The sequence below is a fragment of the Koromonas humicola genome, assembly GCF_059726255.1.
In genome coordinates this window covers 3,431,462-3,449,454 of record NZ_AP040873.1, presented here as the reverse complement: position 1 = coordinate 3,449,454, position 17,993 = coordinate 3,431,462, and the positions used below count along the sequence as shown (strand labels likewise).

At 55.7% G+C, this 17,993-nt stretch carries 12 protein-coding genes; 4 read left to right on the top strand and 8 right to left on the bottom strand.

What is annotated here, in order from left to right:
- Positions 1-120 precede the first annotated feature (120 nt).
- Together AC6IZD_RS15155 and malQ are read left to right on the top strand one after the other, a co-directional pair.
- Positions 121-2,091 carry a peptidyl-prolyl cis-trans isomerase gene (locus AC6IZD_RS15155; RefSeq protein WP_497784206.1) on the top strand — a complete coding sequence of 657 codons (1,971 nt, stop codon included), beginning with the start codon at positions 121-123 and terminating at the stop codon, positions 2,089-2,091.
- 244 nt (positions 2,092-2,335) lie between these two features.
- Positions 2,336-3,877 carry a 4-alpha-glucanotransferase gene (gene malQ / locus AC6IZD_RS15150; protein WP_497784205.1) on the top strand — a complete coding sequence of 514 codons (1,542 nt, stop codon included), beginning with the start codon at positions 2,336-2,338 and terminating at the stop codon, positions 3,875-3,877.
- On the opposite strand, the gene treY is transcribed toward malQ, so the two are convergent.
- Positions 3,827-6,805, bottom strand: a complete 2,979-nt coding sequence (treY, locus tag AC6IZD_RS15145; protein WP_497784203.1) for a malto-oligosyltrehalose synthase — start codon at positions 6,803-6,805, stop codon at positions 3,827-3,829. The two genes, malQ and treY, sit on opposite strands and share 51 nt — an antisense overlap.
- Positions 6,806-7,041: 236 nt before the next feature.
- Between treY and AC6IZD_RS15140 the strand changes: the two genes are divergently transcribed.
- Both AC6IZD_RS15140 and AC6IZD_RS15135 read left to right on the top strand, forming a co-directional pair.
- Entirely contained in the window at positions 7,042-7,221 is a 180-nt protein-coding gene (locus AC6IZD_RS15140; RefSeq protein ID WP_497784201.1) for a hypothetical protein, read from the top strand.
- 2 nt (positions 7,222-7,223) lie between these two features.
- Positions 7,224-7,784, top strand: coding sequence for a 3-hydroxyacyl-CoA dehydrogenase NAD-binding domain-containing protein (locus AC6IZD_RS15135; protein WP_497784199.1), 561 nt, complete (start codon positions 7,224-7,226; stop codon positions 7,782-7,784).
- Positions 7,785-7,846: 62 nt separating this feature from the next.
- Here the strand turns inward: AC6IZD_RS15135 and AC6IZD_RS15130 are convergent, their stop codons facing one another.
- The 7 genes from AC6IZD_RS15130 to AC6IZD_RS15100 all read right to left on the bottom strand — a co-directional run bounded on the left by AC6IZD_RS15130 (position 7,847) and on the right by AC6IZD_RS15100 (position 17,920).
- Positions 7,847-9,967 (bottom strand): M1 family aminopeptidase, encoded by a 2,121-nt coding sequence (locus AC6IZD_RS15130; protein ID WP_497784197.1) that lies wholly within the window; start codon positions 9,965-9,967, stop codon positions 7,847-7,849.
- Between the two features lie 92 nt (positions 9,968-10,059).
- Complete coding sequence (gene lpxB / locus AC6IZD_RS15125) at positions 10,060-11,265, bottom strand: lipid-A-disaccharide synthase (RefSeq protein WP_497784196.1); 1,206 nt, start codon at positions 11,263-11,265, stop codon at positions 10,060-10,062.
- Positions 11,266-11,405: 140 nt separating this feature from the next.
- The gene (locus AC6IZD_RS15120; RefSeq protein ID WP_497784194.1) at positions 11,406-13,049 is read right to left on the bottom strand and encodes a TolC family protein; all 1,644 of its coding nucleotides are present in this window, start codon (positions 13,047-13,049) and stop codon (positions 11,406-11,408) included.
- A gap of 51 nt (positions 13,050-13,100) precedes the next feature.
- Positions 13,101-14,390: an ABC transporter permease gene (locus tag AC6IZD_RS15115; protein ID WP_497784192.1), complete on the bottom strand. Its 1,290-nt coding sequence runs from the start codon at positions 14,388-14,390 to the stop codon at positions 13,101-13,103.
- Positions 14,390-15,703: an efflux RND transporter periplasmic adaptor subunit gene (locus AC6IZD_RS15110; protein ID WP_497784190.1), complete on the bottom strand. Its 1,314-nt coding sequence runs from the start codon at positions 15,701-15,703 to the stop codon at positions 14,390-14,392. Before AC6IZD_RS15110 ends, AC6IZD_RS15115 begins: the two co-directional genes overlap by 1 nt.
- 7 nt (positions 15,704-15,710) lie before the next feature.
- Entirely contained in the window at positions 15,711-16,961 is a 1,251-nt protein-coding gene (locus tag AC6IZD_RS15105) for an efflux RND transporter periplasmic adaptor subunit (RefSeq protein WP_497784188.1), read from the bottom strand.
- Complete coding sequence (locus AC6IZD_RS15100; RefSeq protein WP_497784186.1) at positions 16,958-17,920, bottom strand: HlyD family secretion protein; 963 nt, start codon at positions 17,918-17,920, stop codon at positions 16,958-16,960. Before AC6IZD_RS15100 ends, AC6IZD_RS15105 begins: the two co-directional genes overlap by 4 nt.
- Positions 17,921-17,993: the final 73 nt, after the last annotated feature.

Sequence of the window (17,993 nt, the reverse complement as noted above, 5' to 3'; positions counted from 1 at the left end):
CTCGACTCATTGGGCGGTAATTCGGCCATAAGGTCTTTGTGCATATAAGAGATGCGGTCGATGCAACCCACTGGTTTATAATCCAGTATTCGCCCTTTAAATCTCGGAGCCAGTTGGAAGATGATTCGATTCCTGCAAACAAAAGGCCGCGTTCAAAGAGTGCTTCTCGTCGGCTTCCTTTCCATCGTCTGCATCATGATGGTTGTCACCCTTATTCCTGGAACTGGTAGTTTCTTCACCGATCTCAGTGGTGGCTCAGTCAGTGCCAACTCTGTAGCCAAAGTTGATGGCCAGGATGTCACCATTCAGGAAGTTGAACAGGTGGCGCGCAACATCATGCAGCAGCGCCATTTCCCCGAGCAGTTCAAGCCGTACATCATGCCCCAGGCTGTCGACGCCGTCGTGTTGCAGAAGATCTACCTGCGCGAAGCGAAGCGGCTAGGCCTTGAAGCTACTGACGATGATCTGCGTTATGAGATGCAGCATGGCGGTCTGTCGCAGGCGCTTTATCCCAACGGCAACTTCATCGGTGTTGATCAGTATCGCAGCCTTGTCGAGACACAGTTCAACCTGAGCGTGCCTCAGTTCGAGCAGGAGTTGCGCAATCAGCTCACGCTTCGCAAGGTGCGTTCCGTGATCGGTGCTGGAGTCTTCGTTTCCAACAGCGAAGTTCACGACGCGTTCCTGAGATACAAAACGAAGGTCAAATTCGATTATGCAGTTTTGAGCATTTCGGATTTGGAAAAGTCGGTCAATGTTGACGACTCAGAACTGCGCGCCTATTACGAAAAGAACCAGCAGCAGTTCGCCAACATGATTCCAGAGCAGCGCCGCTTCAAGTATGTCGTGGTAGATGCCGCGCACTTGCCCAATCCTGCGAAGGCTAGCAATGACGAGCTACAAAGCTACTATCGTCAGCACTCGGCCGAGTTCCGCGTACCTGAGTCGGTAAAGGTTCGTCACATTCTCATCAAGCTCCCGCTGCCCGGACCAAATGGTCAGGTGGATCAGAAGCAGGCTGATGCCGCAAAGGCAAAGGCGCAGGACGTGTTGAACCAGCTCAAGAAGGGCGGCGACTTTGCCGCACTGGCGAAGAAGTACTCCGATGATACGGCCACCGCGAAGGAAGGCGGTTCGGTCGGAAACCTGGTTCAGGGTTCCGGTAACGCTCCTGAGATTGAGAAGGTCGCGTTTAGCCTCAACAAGGGGCAGACCTCTGATCTCATCTCAACCAGCTACGGCTACGAGATCATTCGCGTTGACGACAAGATTTCAGCTCATGCCCGTTCGCTCGATGAAGTTCGCTCCGAGATCGAGCCGATCGTAGCGGCGCAGAAGAATCAGAAGGCGGCTGAACAACTGGCACGCAACGTAGAGAACCAAGCCAAGTCTGGTGGTCTTGAGAAGGCTGCTGCCAGCAATGGGCTGCAGGTTCAGGAAACGGGATTTGTCACCCGCAACGATGCAATTCCCGGAGTTCCCGGTGGACCTCAGTTCATGGATGCAGTCTTTGGTCTGAAGCCGAACGCAGCACCTAGCTCGGTTCCGTTGCAGCAGGGAACGGCCGTGGTTCAGGTCACCGAAGTGAAGCCACCCGCAACGCCGAGCTTCGATCAGGTGAAGGACCGCATCGCTGCTCAGTTGAAGTCGCAGAAGGCCCAGGCAATGCTCGGTCAGAAGATGCAGGAGCTCAGCGACAAGGCGCACGCCACACATAATCTGCGCGAGGCCGCCAAGTCAGTCGGCGCCACCGTCAAGACCAGTGATCTGGTTGCTCCTGATGGTCAGGTGCCCGACATCGGGGCCGTATCATCTGCGATTCCGCAGGTGTTTGACATGAAGCCGGGCGACATCAGCCAGGCGATCAACCTCGGTCAGAAGGGCGCCGTCATTGCATTGCTCGACAAGCAGTTGCCCTCGGAAGCCGAGTTCGATTCGCTGAAAGACCGCATCAAGGCGTCGCTGCTTGAACGCAAGCGCGGCGAAGCTGAGGAAGTGTTCGTTTCTTCTTTGCGCGATCGTCTCGAAAAGGAAGGACGCATCGTGATCGACAAGAAGAAAATGGAACAGCTCAGCACTGTGAAAGACTAAATAGAACTACACTGAGTAAGAAGGGGAGGGGCAACCCTCCCCTTCTTATATTTGGAAGTTATACTGGGACGGCGAACTCTGTCTGCGCATCCTACTAGAGCGGTTCCCGCGATCTGTGCCCTTTCCGGATCTTGGCCTTCCTTAGCCTGCTGCTAGTCGCAGCGGCCATGGCCCGAGCCTTCGGACACCTTGGAAACCGCTGTAAACGAAGTTTCAGCTGCTGAATCTCAAGACTCTGGATCCCATGCTCGACCACAGAAGCTCTGGAATATTACTGCACCCCACATCCTTTCCCTCCCACGGCGGAATCGGCGATCTTGGCCCTGCCGCGTACGAATTCATAGACTTTCTCAGCTCTGCGCAACAGGGGCTATGGCAAATCCTGCCACTCAACCCCGTCGGAATCGGCAATTCTCCGTATTCATCCACTTCTGCGTTTGCGGGAAACGTTCTCCTCATCAGCCTGCAGCGTCTTGCTGATCGCGGATACATCTCTCACGACCGAGTCCGCTCACTGGACGTGTATGAAGGACGCGTTGACTACCAAGAAGTGAATAAGCAGAAGCTTCCTTTGCTGCTTGAAGCCGCGGAATCGTTCCTCCGCAATGCCGCCGGAGAACACCGCGCACGCTTCAACCGCTTTGTGGCTGAAAACTCCTGGTGGCTCGAGGACTACGTTTTGTTCGACGCACTGCGATTGCGGTACGAGCAGCGGAGTTGGAACACATGGCCCTACGACCTCGCGCATCGTGAATCTCAAGCAATCGCGGCAGTTCGCAAGGAACTTCATGACGAACTCGACCGCGCCCGTTTCCTGCAATTCGCTTTCTTCGAGCAGTGGCGCGCCTTGCATGCGTATTGTCGGCGCAAGGGCGTCAAGATCATTGGAGACGTGGCGATCTTCGTTAGCTACGATTCTGCCGATGTCTGGACGCACCCCGAGATTTTTCAGCTTAATGCCGATACACTTGAGCCCGACTGCGTCGCGGGTGTCCCTCCAGATGCTTTTTCCGAAACTGGCCAGCGATGGGGTAATCCGCTCTATCGTTGGTGGGAACTGAAGCAGCAAGGCTACGACTGGTGGGTTCGCCGCATGCGCTGGGCTCTGCAGAGCTGCGACATCATTCGACTGGATCATTTCCGCGGATTCCAGCAGTACTGGGAGATTCCCAACAGCGAACCGACTGCCGTTCATGGTCATTGGGTCGATGGACCGAGCGATGATCTCTTCCGCGTGTTGCGTGAGCAGCTTGGCGACCTGCCATTTATTGCGGAGGATCTGGGCATGATTACGCCCGATGTCTATGCTCTGCGCGACCGCCTGAATATGCCCGGCATGAGAGTGCTGCAGTTTGGCTTCGGCGACCCCGGTGCGCACATCTATCTCCCGCATCGTTATCAGCCGAACACGGTGGTTTACACCGGCACGCACGACAACGACACTACCTTGGGATGGTGGAAGTGCTGCTCCGAAAACGAGCGCAGGTTCGCATCCTCATTGCTCGGTGATGCGCAGGATGGCGTCAATTGGGCGATGATTCGTCTGGCTCAGAGTTCCACGGCGAATCTTTGCGTTGTGCCGTTGCAGGATGTTCTCAGCCTTGGTTCCGAAGCGCGCATGAACGTCCCGAGTCAAGGTGACGGCAACTGGTCATGGCGCTACGCGCCCGGCGCTCTCCAAGCGGAGTTGGCGCAGAAGCTTTCGACTCTCGCCGAGGTGACTGACCGTCGCCCGTCAGGCGATCAGGATGGCCACAGGGAAGCTGGCGAAGATTTTTCCGCATAGCATTTCGCCGTCCTGAATGGTCACTCTTTCTCCCGTGAGCACGTTCAGTAGCTCGCGGTCGTTGAAGTCCTGGGGAACGCGCACTCGCGTGTTCCCCCAGTCATCCCGCGTCGCAAGTCTGGGTTCTCCGCCCAGCATAGTGAATAGAAGCCGAGGTACAGCAGTCAGCGCGATTCTTCCTTCGTGACACCTCGCGAACGAAATCACGTGTTCCCGACGTGCTCCTTCAGAGTGCAGAGCCGCGTAGGTGCCATGGCGGAAGAGATCCCGAGTTTCGCATCGTTGGCGCAGTATGCGGTGCGTCGTCCATAGCTTCAGGCGACCATCGGTCCAGTTGTCAAACAGTTCCTGTGCTACATCTGGGCCAGGCGTTCGTCTTTCAAGATCATCCAAATATTGTTGAATTCTGTCGAAGCTAACAGGTCGCCGGTTGTCTGGATCAACCAGACTGAAATCGAACAACTCCTGCCCTTGATATATATCCGGCACGCCTGGAACGGTGAGTTTGATGGTAGTCTGCGCTATTGAATTCAGCGCTCCAAACCACGCCACGCGCGGAATGAATTCGTGCATTAGCCGCAAGAAGTTGTTCGGCTTCGATTCTGTTCCGGGCGAAAGAATTCGTTCGACAAATGTCAGCAGCGCTTCAGTGTATTCCTGATTGGGATTGATCCAGCTCAGGTTGATTTTGCCCTCGTGGACAGCCTTCTCCATGTAGGTCTGAATTCGCCCGACGTAGGATATCCGTTCTTCGTCACTCAATACCCAATCGCTCGGAGTTAGCGATGCTTTCTTCGGCATCGGCCAGGTTCCCGCCAGCGTCTGGTACAGGAAATATTCCTCGTTATTGTCGGGAGCGATCTGATCGCCCTCGAAAGTCTTCCGCTTCGCACGATTTGTTCGACGCCAGCGCATCACCTGCGCCGCCCACGGACGCGGCATCTCGCTCAGCACGTCGAGTCTCATGCGCACGTCTTCACTTCGCTTGGTGTCGTGCGTCGAAGTTGTCAACAGAGCCTGGGGCCACTGCGAAGCGCGCTCCTGATTGCCCCGATGGAAATCCTCGATGCTCACACCAAACGAGCCAGGATTTCCGCCCACCTCGTTCACGGAAATGAAGCGGTTGTAAACGTAGCAAACAGTATCTTCCAGCCCTTTTGCCATCACGGGGCCCGTCAGTTGTTGGAACTTCAACGAGAAGTACAGTTGCTTCCTGTAGCCGTGAATCGGCGTACCCCCGGTGTCTTCACGCAGCAGCAAAATGTCCTGGAGAAAATCGAACACCTGTGACGCCATCGAACTGTTGATTCGTTTCGCGCGGTTGATCGCTTCGGCGATGAATCCCCGGTCGCGCTCGCTGATGTGGCCTCGTTCATCGACGTAGGTGCGGTACACGGGGAAGCATGCAATGGTTTCGCGGATGGCATCGCGCAGCACCTTGCGAGTGAAGTCTCGCGCGCGGCGATTCGTCGAGCTGATCTCGTCCAGCATGTGGCTCAGGACGTTGACTTCGCTCGACAATGCCGTGAGCATCACCAGTTTCTTCGCCTGGTAGATCAGTCGACTTACGTTCAGCGTTTCGCCTATTAGTCGGTGATATAGATTGGTGAAACTCTTGCGGTTTCGCGAATCGATGAAGACCCCGTTTACCGCGTTGGCAAACTCGTACCCAACGGTGCCACTCACCGGCCATTCGCGTGGCAGTGATTCTCCCGGCTCGAGAATCTTTTCAACCACGACATAGAATGGCTCTTGTCCCGGCTGAATCGTGAACTGTCCGAATGCGTTTTGAATGCTCAGTTCGATTCCGTTCTCTGCAACTTCTCCAATCGGGGTGCCGCCATAGATTTTCGCAGCCGCAAACAACATTTGCAGCCGCATAAAGTACTGCGGCGGGTTGAACATTCCATCCGGATGGTCGATACGCAATCCGATCACGGCGTCCTCGGCCAGTAGGCGCCTAATCAGCTTCTGCGTGGCGGCAAAGACCTGTGGGTCTTCCATTCGCAGCCCAACCAGGTCATTCACATCGAAGAATCGGCGGTAGTTGATCTCTTCGGCAGAAACGCGCCAGTGCGCCAACCGATATACCTGGGCTTCGAGCAGTTCATGCAGTGCGTCGAAGCTGTGAGGATCGCCCGGTTTCCCGTTGATGCGCTCCACGGCGGCGTTTACGTATTCGCGCACGGCTTCCGAGCGCTCCACGAGGTCGGAAAGCCTCCGAACCAGAAAAGGAATCTCGCGTTGTCGTCGAGTGGTGCGTTCCGGTTCCGAGTTTGTGTGTGAGGGCAGTTCCCCAAATGCTGCGAGCAATGAAAGTAGCTCGCGTGCCGTATCTTCAGGCTGCCGCAAATCCCCCATCGCACGGAAAATCAGCGGAATGGTCTGGGGATCGACCGGCAAAGTCTTGTCGTAGTATTGAACTCGAAAACTGCTATCGGCATACACCAGGCAGATCCGTCCAGCTTCGAGTTCCTCTCCATACTGGTTCCCAAGCACCGGGAGCAGCACCTTATTGCGCAGATCTGGTTTCAGAGGGTTCCAATCGATATCGAAGAAGTTTGCGTATTCCGAAGCTCGGCCATTCTGCAGCACATCGTGCCACCACTGATTACTTCCGTAGCCCACGCCCATGTGATTCGGCACCACATCAAGCAGCAGGCTCATGCTGTGCTTGCGTAGCTCTTCAACCATCTCTCGCAGTTCGTCTTCGGTGCCAATTTCAGGATTAATTTTGTTGTGATCGGTGATGTCATATCCGTGCATGCTGCCAGCGCGCGCCGCGAGAATTGGCGAAGCATACAGCGTTGTGACCCCAAGCTGGTGCAAATACGGGATCAGGCGGATTGCATCCGTGAAGCGAAATCTGTGATTGAACTGAAGACGATAGGCAGAGCCGGGGCGGACGCTCCGTTGACTCTCTGCCACCTGCTGCAGGAACTCCAAAGCTTCGTTTGACGTCTCAGGGGAGGGAAGAGTTTGTGAGCGCATGCTTGGGCCGTTCGAACTTCGCAAATCTTGCATCCGATTCGATTAGATGCGGAGACTGCCCTCGTGTGTGTTGCTGCGTCGTGGTGCCTTTGACGAACGCTCCGCGAACGCAGACAATACTGATTTGCTGCGCTTTAAGCAATCGAAGCACAACCAACTTTTCAGGAGGCAAAATGGCACAAAGCGGTGAACTGATTCGAATGATGAATTATGTGGACGACATCGCGGCAACACTTCGGCGCATCGTGGCTGGCGCAGTTTTCATTACCCCCGACGAGCGCAAAAAGTTGGCTGAATATATGCGCAACTCTGACCCGAACTTCACGAAGATGGTAGACCAGTTGGAGAAATAGACATGTCCGCTATCGATGCGGAAACCATTGCGGTGATTGGCTCCGGTAGAGTAGGACGGGCCCTGGCCCGTCGCGCTGCTCTCGCCGGTTTCCATGTTGTTCTTGAAGATCTGTTCCCGACCTCTTTGGAATCTGCACGCCGCGAAATTCGGCGGACACTGGATCAGGACGTAAACTCTGGTGCAGTGTCGCGTGAATTGGCCGAAACCGCTTTCTCGCGTATTGAGTGCGTTACTACCATCGAAGATGCGGCCCGAAGGGCACGGATCGTCATGGAAACGGGACCGGACGAACCCGAATCGAAGCTGGAGATGTTCTGCCTGCTTGATCGCATCTGTCTTCCCGATACCGTCATCGTGAGTAACTGCCGGGCACTCGACTTAACCGATACCTCGGCAAAGGCGGACTCCATCGTCGGCATGTATTTCTCCAATGACCATGCCGAAATCCACCCTTCGCCATTCACCAGCGAGCGAGCCTTATCCGTTGCCAAGGAGGTCGCTGCCCGGATGGCATCCAGCTACACCGTTACGGGAGAGGAACTCTCGGCTGCTAGACTCTAACCTCGCCTAAATGCAGAAAAGCCGCGCTCGGAAGGAGCGCGGCCTTTGTTCTCAGCTTTACTCTACTGGTCTTTTCTCTCGAATGCGGTTGCCATGTACTGGCGTGCCTCGTCCAGAGCTCCTTGCGTATTGTCGTTTGTCTGCAGTGCCTGCTTGTACTCGCTCAGGGCACGTGTACGCTGGCCGGTAATGTCGAAGATCTTTCCGAGCTGAATATGGCTCCAGACTTCGGTCCATTTTGGCTCGCCATCGCCGTTCAGCGAGTCGCGATATGCATTTGCCGCGGCCTGATAGTTCTTCTGCAGGAAGAAGACCTCTGCGATCCGATAGTGCGCAAGCGAACTGTTCTTGTTCTGGTCTATCGCTTTCTGGAACTCCTTCAGCGACTCTGCCAGATTCCCCTGCTGAACCAGTTGCTGCCCGCGCATAATCGCCGTTCGCAGCTTCAGATCGCCTGAGTTCTTCAGCACCCAGTTGTTGGGGTCGATGGTGATGCGACGCGGTTTGCCAAAGGTCTCGATCGTGTAACTGGAGTCGGTGCCCACGACATCGATCGTCTTGTCTTCCGACTTACCATCCGTATCGATCTTCAACTGCACCGGCATCCGGAACAGGTCGAGGTCCTGCTTCACCTGCCCTACCACTCGGAATCCCTTCTGAACGCGGAACACCGTGTACTTGTTCTTGAATTCCGGCGCGCCGGTCGAATCAAGCCATTGCGAGTAGAACCAGGTCAATTGATCGCCCTGGATGTCCTCGGTTACTTTCTTCAAATCCTTCAGTCCGACTGGCTTGCCCGCGTAGGTTTGGAACAGCGTTCGCATGGATTTATCGAACTTCTGATCGCCCATGACCCAGCGGAGCATGTGGTAAACCATGCCGCCCTTGTCGTTAGCCATCGATTGGAACACCGGATCGAAGGTGTCTAATGTGCCGATCTGCCCCAGCGGAACGCTGTCATACGCTAGCGCGCCCACTGCCATATCCTTTACCGCTTCCTGGGCTCCGGCAGTTCCCGCGGCATATTCGATATAGCGGCTTTCGCTGTAGCGTGCGCCGCCGTCCTGTATCCACCAATCGTTGCGGCTCGCCGGACTGACGATCGTCCCAAACCACTGGTGTGCAATCGCATTGGCCAGCAGACGATAGTTCACTTTCGCGTTGATGTTCCTCGCTGCAATCGCCGCCATCTCCGGAGCCCACGCCGTCGGCACTGAATCATCGGGCAGTTCAACCAGCTTCAGCTCCGAACTCATAGGCACGCCGTAAATGGTGATGAAGTAGCCAAGCTCTTTGGCCGCCGTCTCGCCGTATTGCTGCGCGAACTCCTGCTTGTCCTTCAGGAAGAACACATGCACCGTCATCCCAGCTTCGGTCACGGGCGTGTCGGTGAACTTTCCAATGACCACGGTTCCCGGGAAGCTTGGATTCGTCCAGGTGAAGCTCGTTGTCTTCATCCCCGGTTCGGATTTAGCAGGGCTAGCCGTGCTTGCCGCGGTCGTCTTCGCTTTCTTCGCGGGAGACTTCGCTCCACGAGTCTTCAACTTCGGAGATTCCGCTTCATCATCAGTCGAAATCTTTGCCGTAGCAGTTTCCGTGTGCGTCGGAGCGCTGCCTGCACCTCCGCTGGCAATCACCGCATACTCCTGCGGAGCCGAAATTTTCAACTTCGCAGTAAATCGGTCTATTCCGTAGTTCGTGACAGGAAACCAACGCCCGGAGTAGAGAAGATAGGTGATCGGATCGCCCACATAGGCGAGTTTCAAGCCCGGAACCGGACTGTCATCCGCCGATGTCACAACACCTTCATAGTCGAAGGTTAGTGTGGATTCCTGTCCCTTGCTCATTCCGTTTGGCAGCGAAACACGCACAGTGGAATCCTGCGAAACTCGTTCTACGGGCAGGGCATTGCCTTTATCGTCTGTCACCTGCGTTACGCGAAGTGCATTATGTAGCTCAAATGTCGCAATGCTGATGTCGTCCAGCGCAACAAACTTCACCGTAGCCCGCGCGGACAACTTATGTGACTGCGGAGAGACCTTGGCCTCGATCGTGTAGTCTTCTGCCTGAATTCTGGGTTTTTCGGCGGCGTTCAACGATGCAGCCGTCCCTAGGCATATCAGTCCCAATAACGTCGCTAGAACGGCTCGCTTTACTGCCCGTCCTGCCAATCGCATTGCCATATCGCTCCTGCTGAGTAGCACAACTCTAGTTGATGTAAAAAATCGTATAAAAGATGTTGGGCGGCTATTCTGAATTCCGAGCGGTTCTCATTCTAGGATCGCAATTCAGCAACGCGTAATACCGCCCGCGCTGCCCGGTCCGCTGAGCTAACGCGAACGCCTTCCGAATCAACTGCCGATTCGAGTGCCCCGCGCAGTTTTGCTCGCACCTCGGCCAGCGCTTCGCTCATGCGCTGCCTCGCCTCTCCGTCTTCCAGTAAGACCCGCACTTCGCGCTCGACTGTCTCGGGCGTGAACCCATCCTGGATCAGTTCGGGCACGACGCGTCGGCCAGCCACCAGGTTCACCATCCCGTAATGTGGGAGCTTTACTAGGTGCCTGCCTATTGCCCACGTCAGCCCGGCCACCCGGTACACCATTACGAAAGGCGTACCGATCAGCGCTGCTTCCACGGTTGCCGTGCCGCTCGCCACTATGCCGACCCTTGAATGCAACAAGCTTGCCCGAGCATCGTCGGTGAGCTTTACATTCACCTTAAGTCCATGAAGCAGAATCTGCTCCTCGACCCAACGCTTGTCAAGCGTGCTCGCCACTGGCATCAGAAACTGGAACTCGCTTCCCAACCGCTCAGCCGCACCCAGCATGGCTGGGAAATTCAATCGCAGCTCTTTGCGACGACTTCCGGGCAGCAGGGCGATCCATGTTCGTTGAGTATCTAATGCCCAGCGCTCGGCGAATTCCTCTCGGCTTATGGTCGGCGGCTGCAACTCGCCCAGCGGATGTCCTACAAACTCCACTTCGACCCCGTGCTCTGCGTAGAACTCGCGCTCAAAGGGGAAGATGACCAGCATTTCCGACACATATCGCTGGACCAGCTTCAGCCGTCCCTTGCGCCAAGCCCACAATTGCGGGCTGACGTAGTACACCACGGGAATCCCGCGCCGATGCAGTTCGCGCGCCAGCCGGAAGTTCCAGTCTGGGAAGTCGATCAGCACGGCAACATCAGGCCGATTCCGGTCCACTTCTGCCAGTAGCTTGTGAAATTGCGCGTAGATTCCCGGGAGGTGGCTCAATACTTCAAATAGGCCAACAACCGCCACGTCTCGTGCATGCACGATAAGATCACAACCAGCTTCACGCATGCGTTCGCCGCCCATGCCAGAGCACTCGGCTGCGCCGGGGCGCAATCGGCCAAGAGCCGCGATCAACTGTGCGCCATACATCTCGCCTGAAGCCTCTCCGGCCGAGATCAGCACGCGCAAATTCCGACGCTCCTCAGAATGTGTGGTGTTGGACATGTGCGCCGACCAGAATATCAGGCGCGGGGACAATTCGGCGCTTCTTGAAGCGCCGGCCATTATCAAATGATCTGTTCGGCCACTTTCACCAGTGAATCACCCGCAAGATGAAAGCGCCCCAATCTCTATTGAACGTTCCGCTACTGCGAAAGCTCAGAAATCTTGACGTGGAAAGGCTCCAACAGTTCTCCGGTCGCGTGATCCAGCACCGCCAGCGATAGTTTGTAGTTCACTTGCGCTTGCAGTAACGAGAGTTCGGCTGCGGCCACCTGTGACTGAGCATCGAGGACGAAGAAAATTGTTTGCGCCCCAAGTTCGTACTTCCTTTGCTCTGCTCCCAGATTCTTCTGCGCCAATTCCAGAGATTCTTTCGCGGCATTCATGCTCAGCTTCGCCTGCTCAAGCTGGTGCACGGCGGTGTTGACCTGAAGTGTGATCTGTTCTTTCAGCCGACGTTCTGCGTAAAGGTTACTGCGTTGCGACACCAGAGCGTTGCCGAGGTCTGCCTGAGCAGCCCGGTTCCTGAGTGGAAGACTGAGCGTGACTCCGACTCCATAGGTCGGAGATCCAAAGCCGAAAACCTGATTTAACGAATCTCCAAATCCGGCACGCGACAGTAAGAGTGCTGGCGTTGAGCTAAGGTCATACTGATTGCCGCCGAGGCCGCTTGATGCGTAGCTGCCGGTCACGCGCAGGTCCGGAAGAAGATTGTTGTGGGCAAGTCGAATGTTCGTGCCGTTGTTCGCGAGTGCCTGATGCAGTGCCTCGATTTCCGGGCGCTGAGCAAGCGCTCTCTGCAGAACGGAGTCGATCTCCTCGTTTCTCAGCGAACTTTCGTCTGCCGCTGGTTGTTCAGTCAATTCAAGGTCGAGTTTGCGGACGGCTGGGTCGAGGTTCGCTCCGATCGTCAACCGAAGCTGATCTTCCAGTTGCTTGAGGTTGTATTGCGCCTGGATGAGTGATACCCGCCTAGAGGCAACTTCGGCCTGTGATCGATAGATATCTAGCGGGGGCAGCGCACCCAGTTCCAGCGCCCTCTTGTCGCGCTTGTAGGTGGCTTCAGCGGCTTCGAGAGACTTGCTCTGAACATCCACGCCGCCACGAGCCTGCACAACACTCCAATATTGCTGAATGACGTCCAGAACCGTATCGCTAATCTGCGCGTAGAAGGTAGCGCGCGACTGCTGCAGATTCCGGCGTGCTATCAAGAGTTGAGCCTGATTTGCTGAAAGCCAATGGTTTCGTAGCAATGGCTGCGAGATGCTGAAATTGAGCGTCGAATTGATTGAAGGATTGAAATAGTTATATGTGCTGTTGCTCGACAGCCGCGATGTGTTAAAGCCTGCCGCTATGTTTGTGCCTGTCTGGAAGCTTTGCGTGAAATCGACTTCGCTGCTTTGTGTAAGAGCGCTCACCGTCGACGCGCCTGCAAGCTGTGTGTAGCTCGGCGACGTTGCACGCTGAGCAGACGTCGTGGCAGTGATACCTGGATCGAATGGAGAGTGAGCTCGCAGCACGTTGAATTTGCTGGATTCTACTTGAAGTTCCAGGGCCCGCAGATTGGAGTTGTTCTCCAACGTGAGGAAAATCGCATCCTGCAGGCTTAGTCGCAGCTTCCCCTCAACCACATGATCCTCAAAGTGCTGAGGCCCCGGCAGGGTGTTGATGAAAATCTTTGGGCTCGCCAGTTGCCGAAAGCTTTCCCCATGGCGATATGCAGTTTGAGAGTAAGCCGCGAACGGTAATGCAGACATCAGGACAGCAGTTGCAAGGAAAGATTTCATTCAACCGGGCTCCAAACTCTGCGATTGCTTCAACCACTCTAGAATCGTCTACTACTCGTACCGAACAGCATCAACTGGATTCAGCCGCGCTGCCTTTACCGCTGGGTAGCTTCCGAAGATCAGTCCTACGCTGATGGAAACGAGGAATGCCAGCAGGATTGATGTCGGGGTCACGACTGTTGACCAGGATGCAAGCCACGCGATCAGCCGCGAAATCGCGACTCCGAAAGCAACGCCCAGAAGTCCGCCGCCGAATGAAATCACAACGGCCTCCATCACAAACTGGCTGATGATGTCGGACTGTCTTGCACCTATCGCGCGTCGAACGCCAATCTCACGAGTGCGTTCAAGAATGCTGGCCAGCATGATGTTCATGATTCCGATGCCGCCCACGAGAAGCGATATAGACGCGATGGCGACCATCACAGCGCTGAAAAGCCGTTCGGTGCGTTTCTGCTCAGCGAGAAGCTCGGCTGGAACAATGACGCTATAGTCGCCTCCGTCGTGATGCGAACTGTTGAGAATTGCCCGAACTCCCTCGGCTACCTTGACCGAATCCGCGTCGGGCTTGAGCTGGAGATAAATACCGTCAATTTCGTCGCGGATGTCGCTATAGGAATTTTCAAGCCTGAACATCGCCGCGTTCAGCGGGACATAGATGATGGTGTTCGCATCCTGTGAAGGCAGTCCGGAAACATCTGTTTTTGGAGCGCTGAGTAAGGCGTCTGCGATTCCAATCACGCGAAACCACTGATCATCGACCTTCACATATTTTCCAAGCGCATCCGTGGCGCCGAAGACCATCGTCTTCGCGCCGGCTCCAAGCACGCACACAGGCGCGGCTTCATCCTGCTCACTCGAAGTGAAGAACCGACCCTCGCTGATGTGCAGCCCCGCAATCTGCAGATAGCTGGGCTCAACACCGAATACGGTCGGCAGCTCGTTTTCAGGTTTTGGAATGAGCTTTGTCGGCGAGAACTTCTTTCGCGCTGACGTCGTCGAGACTTCGGTAATGCTGTCGCGAATGACGCGATGATCTTGTAAGGTCAGTCCGGGCGAAATCTTTCGGACTTTTTGGAAGGCCTGCCAGTCTGTTGTTTCGTGCGCTTCGACAATGATGTTGTGGACACCCATCTGCTCAATGAGAGCCATCACCTTCTGACGAGCGCCAGCACCGATGGAAAGCATCGAGACCACTGCTGCGACGCCGAAAATCATGCCCAGCATCGTCAGAAACGTCCTAAGACGATGGACCAGCAGGTTCTGCAAAGCTAGCTCCACGTCTGGAGCAATCTGCTTCGGAAGGTGGAGCCGTTGGCGAAGTGAGGCAAACATGGACATCACGGCCTCCCACCTGCGATTGGCGCTGCTGGCGCTGTGCTAGCTTGCTTGTGCGGAAGTTCTGGGTTAGCCATTGCGACCGTATCGCCCTCGCGGACTCCTTCGATCGCTGCGCGACTTTCGTTCTCGGCCTTCACCGTCACGACCTGTGTCTGGAACTTCCCATCCTTTTTCAGATAGACGATTCTCTTTCCATCTTTCGAGAACAGAGCTTGGCGAGGTATATACAAAACATTCTTCTTGGGTTCGCCTTGCAGCAAGATTTCACCGGTCATTCCGCTACGCAGTCGCGGATCCGTGCCGCTGAGTTGAACAGTCAGTGTGTACTTGCCGCCGTTCTCTACCGTCCACACGTCGCGAGTTGACATGTCGCCAACGGCTTTGACCTTTCCAGCAAAGGTGAGGCCGGGAAGCGCATAGAAATGGATTTCGGCCGACTGTCCAACGCTTACAGTGGCACGTTGCTTTTCGCTCACGGTCGCTGTCATTTCCATTTCGGTCGGATCGATAATGCGCGCGATGATTCGTCCCGGCTGCGCCTGATCGCCTTGCCTGTAAATGGGCACAATCATTCCCGACCACATCATGCCGCCAGTGGAATCCAGATTGCGCTCGATGGCGACAACGCCGTCCATAGGTGAGGTCACGTGCATTTTCTCAATGTTCTGCTTCGCAACCGACATGGAGAGCTGAGACTTGTTCTGCTTCTCAAGAGCAAGCGCCAGAGTCGATTCGTTCAAGGCGGAGTGCGATTTGATGTCGTGCTCCAGTTGTGCCAGCACTCGTTTGGACTGTTCTAGAGCAAGCAGGTTCTTTTTGGCGTCAATGCTGCTCATCAGCTCGTTCTTCGAGACCTCAAGTTCTGCTCTTCTGACCGCGAACTGAGCCTTGAGCAGCTCGACTTTATCTTTCGCGACCTGAACGGATGAGTCTGCTTTTGCCTTTATGATTTCCTGCTCGGCCTGCATCATTTCCGAGCGGCTTTGCTCCATGACGTATTCCTGCTCTGCCGGATCGAATTCGATGACGGCGTCGCCCTTCTTTACCACCGTGCCGGTCCGAGCCAACTGGCTGATCTGCAAGGCTCCGCCACCTACGGGAGGCGCGGTAAGGATCGCGGTCTGCACGGCGCGCAACTCGCCTTTCGAGAAAATGCGCGAATCAAGATCGCCTCGTTGCACCTGAACGACCGGAACCTCATCTTTGTCGGCAAGCGCTGCGGGCTTGAAGCTTCGTGCCATGGTTCCGACAGCGACCAGAACCACCACTAGTCCGAGCCCCGTCCAAGTTCGCCGCCGTGCAGTTTTTGTCATCTGTGTCTTACTGTTCCTTGAGTGTTGGGTCTTTCAGCGCGATGCGATCGCCCGGTTTGAGACCTTTCGTGACCAGAGCTGCCGTGGAGTTGCGTTTCGAGACTTCAATCTCGCGCTCCTCAAACTTGTTCTGGATCTGCACATAGACCACCGTCTTGCCGGATTTTTGGAAACAGGCTTCGACTGGAATCGTTGTCGCATTCTGAATGCGTTCGAGCTCGACGATCAGTTGCGCGTTCATTCCTGGGCGCAGCTTCGCATCCGTTTCATCCAGAACAATCTCAAGGTCGAAGTTTCTCGGGAAAGGCCATCCGCTAGCGAAATCGACGGACGCCACCGTACTGATCTTTGCGATATGTCCACGAAGTTGGCGATCGGAAATCGCGTCCAGTTGCACGCTAACTGGCTGCCCAACCCTCAGTCGTCCGCGTTCGGTTTCATCAGCGCGGGCTGAAGCGCGAAGCGTAGATAGGTCTGGAATCTCAGCGAGCGGTGCTCCGGGCCAAACCTGCTCGCCTGACCGGAATGGCGCTCTTCCTCCCTGGTGCCACATCTTGAGCAACGTGAGAGTGCCCGGGGCGGGCGCGACCAGCACCATTGACTTAAGGCTGCGTTCCGCGTGATGCAGGTCATACAACGTCTTCTCACGAGCCTGGCGCTTTCCTTTCACGCCGGCGTTGTTGGAAGAGCGATCGAAGGTCAGCTTTTTTTTTGCTTCGTGCAGCCTTTGCTCGGCTTCTTCCACTTTTAAGCGTGCCTCTGCTCCTTCGATTTGCGAGAGGATCTCTTCCTTACTGGCCTCCAGTTTTGCAGCCTGCAAGTCGTACCGAGCCTTGATCAGGGCTGTCGTGTCCGCTTCTTCCGTGAGGCTTCCCTGAGCTCGAATCTGCTTCATTTCTGCCTCAGAGGACGCGAGCGTTGATTTACTCTGCGCCAAATCCTGAGTCATCCTGCTTGCGTCGAACTCCACGACCTTGTCGCCTTGATTCACGTGCGAACCGTCTTGCACGATGCTGACAATGCGCAGGCTCCCGGCATCCGGAGGCGCTGTGATCGTGATCGTCTTCAGTACCTTCAGTTCGCCACGAATCCGCAGGGTGTCGACAAACTCCCCTTTGGCAACCACCGCGGTTTCCACGGTAGAGTTCTTCCCCGAGCGATGAAATGCCGCGAATACAATTACGCACGCCACAATTGCGCCAAGCGCGACTAATGATCGCTTTCTCTTTGCCAGGAATGTGCGCCCTTTCGGATTCATCGCGCTGCGCCAGTTTGACCAGCGGGGGAGGCCGGTAAATCAAGATCAATCGCGGCCGTGAGGTCGGGCATCAGCCTTGGATCGTTTCCTTCAATTGAGAACACGACTCCGAAAGTGCGAATCGACTCAGAAAAGCTTCCGGGAGTCGCAACCGGACCAATTTCCTGAAGAGTCCCGGCAAATTTCAGGTCGGGGTACGCGTCGAGTGACACCATCGCTTTCTGCCCAACTTTCAAGTACCGGAAGTCCTGCTGATTTACTTGCACCGAGACCTGCATGACGGATGGATTCACGACTTGCAGGAACGGAGTTCCTGGCTGTACCTGATCGCCTTCTGCGACAATTCCCATCGTCCCTTGCTTCCAAATGGTGTTCAGGACAACAATTCCGTCAATCGGTGCGTGTACTTCGAGAAGTTCAGCGTTCTTTTGCGAATGCTGCATGGATTCACGACTGCGGTCGCGTTGCAGTTCAAGAATCCGAATGGAGGCTCGTGCTGCTTGCCTCTTCAACTGAAAGGTCTCCTTCAGTTGCTGCTCCGTCGCTTTCGCCTCCTCGAGTGTCGCGCGTGCTTTCTCAGCGTCAACTCGGGAAAAGAGCTCAACCCTCTGCATCTCGATCTGAGCCTTACGAAGCGCCGTTTCGGCGAGCTTTAGCTCGGTCTCGTCCGCAGCACGAGCCGCATCTTCCTTGGCTCGCTCTTGCGCAACCTGGGCTTCAAACCTGGCGAGGTCCGCCTTCGCGTCGAGGAGGTTCTTGATTTGTGCCTGGCGGTCGAAAGTTACGAGCAAATCTCCCTTGGAGACGTGCGTGCCTGCTTCAGCCAGCTTTGTGATCACCAGCGCACCGATCTGCTGCCCTGCAAGTCGAGGTGCAAGTACTGTGCGGGACTCCACTGCTTGCGTCGTTCCCTTAAGTCGGAGCGTGCCTTCCGGTGCGACAGTCGAAACGGCCGTCACCCGTGATGCCCTGGATCCACGCCGCGCTCTGAACGCGAGGAAAAGGGAGCCAACTATCATGACGGCGAGGAGT

What these genes read in the sequence shown, in the direction of transcription:
- AC6IZD_RS15115 (WP_497784192.1), bottom strand. Translation starts at nt 14,390, where the DNA reads ATGTCCATGTTTGCCTCACTTCGCCAACGGCTCCACCTTCCGAAGCAG.
- AC6IZD_RS15120 (WP_497784194.1), bottom strand. Translation starts at nt 13,049, where the DNA reads ATGAAATCTTTCCTTGCAACTGCTGTCCTGATGTCTGCATTACCGTTC.
- AC6IZD_RS15135 (WP_497784199.1), top strand. Translation starts at nt 7,224, where the DNA reads ATGTCCGCTATCGATGCGGAAACCATTGCGGTGATTGGCTCCGGTAGA.
- AC6IZD_RS15110 (WP_497784190.1), bottom strand. Translation starts at nt 15,703, where the DNA reads ATGACAAAAACTGCACGGCGGCGAACTTGGACGGGGCTCGGACTAGTG.
- malQ (WP_497784205.1), top strand. Translation starts at nt 2,336, where the DNA reads ATGCTCGACCACAGAAGCTCTGGAATATTACTGCACCCCACATCCTTT.
- AC6IZD_RS15130 (WP_497784197.1), bottom strand. Translation starts at nt 9,967, where the DNA reads ATGGCAATGCGATTGGCAGGACGGGCAGTAAAGCGAGCCGTTCTAGCG.
- lpxB (WP_497784196.1), bottom strand. Translation starts at nt 11,265, where the DNA reads ATGTCCAACACCACACATTCTGAGGAGCGTCGGAATTTGCGCGTGCTG.
- AC6IZD_RS15140 (WP_497784201.1), top strand. Translation starts at nt 7,042, where the DNA reads ATGGCACAAAGCGGTGAACTGATTCGAATGATGAATTATGTGGACGAC.
- AC6IZD_RS15105 (WP_497784188.1), bottom strand. Translation starts at nt 16,961, where the DNA reads ATGAATCCGAAAGGGCGCACATTCCTGGCAAAGAGAAAGCGATCATTA.
- AC6IZD_RS15155 (WP_497784206.1), top strand. Translation starts at nt 121, where the DNA reads ATGATTCGATTCCTGCAAACAAAAGGCCGCGTTCAAAGAGTGCTTCTC.